The 4484-nt window shown below is 63.7% G+C and carries 4 protein-coding genes; 3 read left to right on the top strand and 1 reads right to left on the bottom strand.

Features of this window, described 5'->3' with window-relative positions; genetic code table 11:
• Nucleotides 1-153 precede the first annotated feature (153 nt).
• Complete coding sequence (locus VEK15_03695; protein ID HXV59772.1) at nt 154-1566, bottom strand: ATP-binding protein; 1413 nt, start codon at nt 1564-1566, stop codon at nt 154-156.
• 141 nt (nt 1567-1707) lie between these two features.
• Here VEK15_03695 and VEK15_03690 point away from each other — a divergent pair, with 141 nt between their 5' ends.
• The 3 genes from VEK15_03690 to VEK15_03680 all read left to right on the top strand — a co-directional run.
• A complete protein-coding gene (locus VEK15_03690; GenBank protein ID HXV59771.1) occupies nt 1708-3147 on the top strand; it encodes a sodium/proline symporter in 1440 nt (479 codons plus the stop codon).
• Nucleotides 3098-4069, top strand: a complete 972-nt coding sequence (locus VEK15_03685) for a homocysteine S-methyltransferase family protein (GenBank protein HXV59770.1) — start codon at nt 3098-3100, stop codon at nt 4067-4069. The genes VEK15_03690 and VEK15_03685 overlap by 50 nt, the downstream gene beginning before the upstream one ends.
• Before the next feature lie 10 nt (nt 4070-4079).
• Nucleotides 4080-4484 (top strand): N-methylproline demethylase (locus VEK15_03680; protein ID HXV59769.1); only part of this gene is annotated, 405 nt, incomplete at its 3' end.

The raw sequence follows: 4484 nt of genomic DNA, 5'->3' as shown, positions 1-4484 counted from the left end.
AGCCGGGACTGGCTTTCGCCGGGCCAGTTCACGGAGATTCTCGAGCAGAGCTCGTCGTTCGAAGAGCTCGCTCTGTTCTACGGCGGTCCAATCCTGTTGACGCTTCAGGGGCCGGCTGAAGAGGTTGGTTTCCTGGTCGCGCGGGCCTCGTTCTCATCGCAACAGGTCGGACGCCGTCACCACGATGGGGCCCGTTCTCGGTCGCGCCACGCCCTTCCCTAGCTGAGGGACAAAAAGCGCCCGCACGACATCGCGGTTGCCGTACCGCTCTGGCAGGGACGGCAACGGGCGTCGCTCGAGGGCAGCCCGATCCTTTTCGACCGCCAGCATCGACCGTGGCCGCGCGCTCCACTTCGCCTCCCCGACGAGCAAGACGCCTCCGTTCAGAGACTGGCACACGATGTCCCACTCAGGCTCGTTCGCCTTCCACCATCGTGACACGGGCCCCCACGGGCCTCGACTGCCCAAGTAAGTATCCCCGACCATCTTCGGCAGACGCAATCGGCACATGTCTTCCCACGCCGCGGCGGCGAGATGGTCCCAGAAGCGTTCGATGAGCTCCAGCCGGGACGAGCTCGAGCCCGACGCCAACTGGCCTCGATGGGAGGCCACCACCCGAAACCAGAGTCTGAAAAACGGATCGTCGATCTTGTAGAGGCTGCGTCTCGACGTCTTCTCCGGCTCACCAAATGGAGTTTCCCGTCTCACAAGCCCCATCGAAACGAGGCGTTCGAGCGGCCGGGAAATCGAGGTGGCGGGACGCCCCACCCGCGCCGCGATCTCCGACACGCGGTTCGCGCCGTTTCCGATGGCATCGAGAACGGGTCGCACTTCGGTCGCAGTAGGCACCTCCTCGATGAGAATTCGATCGGGCTCGCGATGAAGAGGGCCCAGCGGGTCGAGGACCAATCGTTCGACGGCGGCGCGAGGATTGCGCGACGATTCGATGGCGAGCTCCCAGTAGCGAGGAACTCCGCCCCAAGCGGTGAAGTGCTCCACGAGCCGAATGCCGTCACGAGCGCGGAAAGCCTTGATCAAGAAGGACGGGTCCAGCGGCCGGAGGTGCAGGATTTCTTGGGCACGGCCGTATAGCGGAGCATCCGCGGACAAGACCATCCCTTGCATCATGCGCTGACTCGACCCTGCGATCGCGACGACGAGCCTGGCGTCACGGCCGTCGTGATCCACGAAGCGTTGCAGCACGCTCGGAAGCTCCGGAGATGCAAGCACCAAATAAGGCAACTCGTCGAAAATGACCGGGCCACGCCACCGCGCATGTTTGGCTTCGCTCGCGAGCCGGGACAAGAGCGCGCGCCAATCTCGATACGTGACGTCGGCGAAACCGGGAAATCGTTGTGCAACCGACTGGGCGAAGTAGGCACGCTGGATCTCCGCCGAGGAAAGGTCGGCGACGGAATAGAGCCCCTCGTGCTTGTTCGCCCATTCCAAGAGCAGGCGCGTCTTGCCCAGCCTGCGCCGCCCAGTGACGACCGCAAGCGAGCCTTCCTTTCGCCGTACGATCCGTTCGAGGCGCGACATCTCCTCGGAACGATTGATGAACAACATTATGCGTTACAGCATAATGCAATGAGGCATAATACTCAAGGGAACGAGCTCGAAGAGGCGCGGGCCGTTCGCCGCGTCACCGACGATTTTCTTTCCTAGGCATCCCCGCGCCGGTCCCTGATAACATGCGCTCCGTCCGGCATGCCGAGCCCCGTCGTTGTCAGCTTTCTCTTCTTTCTTCTCTCATTCATCGTCGTCGGTAGCCTGTCTGCCCTTCGGGGAAAGAGCACCACCGAGGACTATCTCGTTGCCAGTCGCAGCGTGAAGCCCTGGGCGGTCGCCCTTTCCGCTGCGGCCACCAACAACAGCGGCTACATGTTCATCGGCCTCATCGGATACGTCTATGCGGTCGGCGTGTCGGGGTCCTGGTTGATGGTCGGATGGATCAGCGGTGACTACATCGCCTGGCACTGGGTTCACCGCAAGCTCAGGGAACGGTCCCACGAACAGGGTGCCGTCACGATCCCGTCCTTCCTCGGCGCGGGACTGGGCCCGAACGGGCGCTGGGTCATCCGGCTGGCGGCCGTCGTGACGCTCCTTTTCCTGGGCGTCTACGCGGCGGCTCAGCTCAAGGCGGGCTCGAAGGCGCTCGCCGTCCTGTTCGGCTGGGATTTGGCCGCCGGGGCCATCATCGGCGCCGTGATCGTGGGAATCTACAGCCTTGCCGGAGGAATCCGTGCTTCGATCTGGACCGACGTGCTGCAAGCGCTCCTGATGCTCGCCTCCATGTCGGTGCTTCTGGCCGTCGCCCTGGCGCGGACGGGGGGCGTCACCGGACTCTGGTCGAGCCTCGCCGCGATCGATCCCGCATTGGTCGATCCCGTGCCGCAGAGCTTGAAGTTCGGATTCGCGGCCTATCTCGTGAGCTGGATCGTCGCCGGACTCGGCGTCGTCGGGCAACCCCATATCATGGTGCGGGCGATGACGATCGACCATCCCGGGAACATCTCGGTGGCGCGTCGCGTGTACGTCGTCTGGTACGCGCTCTTTTCTGCCGTGTGCATCGTCGTGGGGCTGACCGCGCGGGTCCTGCTCGATCCGTCTTCGGCGGCCGATCCGGAGCTCGCACTTCCCCTTCTCGCTACCGATCTCTTCCCTCCCCTTCTCGTCGGGATGGTGCTCGCCGGATTATTCGCCGCGACCATGTCGACCGCGGATTCGCAGATTCTCAGCTGTTCCGCCGCCTGGACTCAGGATCTCTTCCCCCGTTGGAGAGAGTCCTACTGGCACGCGAAGGCCGGTACGCTCGTCACGACGATGCTCGTGCTCGGCATCGCGCTGTCGGGCTCGGCGGGTGTATTCGCGCTCGTCGTGCCGGCCTGGTCCGCGCTTGCTTCCGCTCTCGGCCCCCTCTTGGTCGTGCGGGCGCTTCGCCGGCCCATAGGCGTGGGAACGGCTTTGGGGATGATCTCGGCCGGCCTTCTGTGTATGCTCGCCTGGCGGTACGGGCTCGGGCTTTCGGACTCGATCTACGACGTCCTTCCCGGAATGGCCGGAGGCGCGCTTTTTTATTTAGCCAAGGAGAGGCGATATGCCGGAAACGATCCTCGACAAACTGAAGCAAGGCGTGGTTCTGGGTGACGGTGGTTACGTCCTGGAGCTCGAGCGCCGGTGCCTGACGGAGGCCGGTCCGTTCACGCCCCAAGCGGCACTCGAGCACCCCGACGCAGTGCGCGAGCTTCACCTCGAGTTTCTGCGCGCGGGCTGCGAAGTGCTTCAAGTGCTGGCGTTCTATGGGTCGCGAGAGAAGCTCCATACGGTCGGTTACGCCGACCGGGTGGAGGAGCTGAACCGAAAGGCGACACGGATCGCCAAAGAGGCCGCCTCGGGCCGCGCCCTCGTCGCGGCGGATCTATCGCCGACCTGGAAATGGGCGGAATCGCCCGAGACGGCGCAGCGGATGTTCGACGAGCAGATTGCCTGGCAAACCGAGGAGGGCTCTGACTTCATCATCGGCGAAACGTTCTTTCATGTAGGGGAAGCGGAGCTTTGTCTCGCTCGGGCGAAAGCACTGACGAGCCTACCAGTAATGATCACGATGGCGATGCGAGGCGAAGCGGTCAGTGAAGACGGGGTTCGCCTCGGAGAGTGCATGAAGCGGCTCGTCGACGGGGGAGCGGACATCGTCGGGGTGAACTGCATGCGAGATCCCGAGCGAATGTATCCCCTGATCGAAGAGGTGCGTCGCGCCACCTATGGGTTCATAGCGGCGCAACCCGTGGCCTATCGCTGCTCCGACGAGGTTCCCTGGTTCACGGGGACGGACGCGTTTCCCCAGCGTCTCGAGCCCACACAGTTGACGCGTTTCGAAATGGGAGAGTTCGCGCGACGGGCGAAAGACATGGGTGTGAATTACATCGGTGGTTGTTGCGGCAGCGCCGCCATCCATCTTCGGCAAATGGCCGAGGCCCTCGGGAAGTATCGAAAAGACGAAAGGGTGTGGAGCCCCAACTATGCGAGGCCGATGAGCGAGACGGAGTACGGAAAACGTCCCGTGAGCTGAAGCCAGTCGGATGACCTTCGAACGCCTCTTCTCACCTCTCACGATTGGCTCCGTCCGCGTGAAGAACCGCATCTGTACGTCAGCTCATGCCGAGTGCCTCGCCGAAGACGGCATGCCAACGGAGAAGGTCCTCCGCTACTACGAAGAGAAGGCCCGAGGTGGCCTGGGGCTCATCCTCTGTTTCGGCTCGGCGAGCGTACATCCCACGTCGCCGGTCAAGGACTGGAACGGTGTCGAGCTATTCGACGATCGAGTGATCCCTCACCTCCAACAGTTCTCCGACGTGATGCACGGCTACGACGTGCCGGTCATCGCCCAGATCACGCACCGCGGGCGGCGCGGACGGAGCACCGCGAGTCTCGGACGACTCTACGCGCCTTCCGCTATCCGCGAGCCCAAGCATCGCGAGACGCCC

Source organism: Vicinamibacteria bacterium, assembly GCA_035620555.1.
Lineage (GTDB): Bacteria > Acidobacteriota > Vicinamibacteria > Marinacidobacterales > SMYC01 > DASPGQ01.
This window is presented reverse-complemented; position numbering and strand designations above follow the sequence as displayed.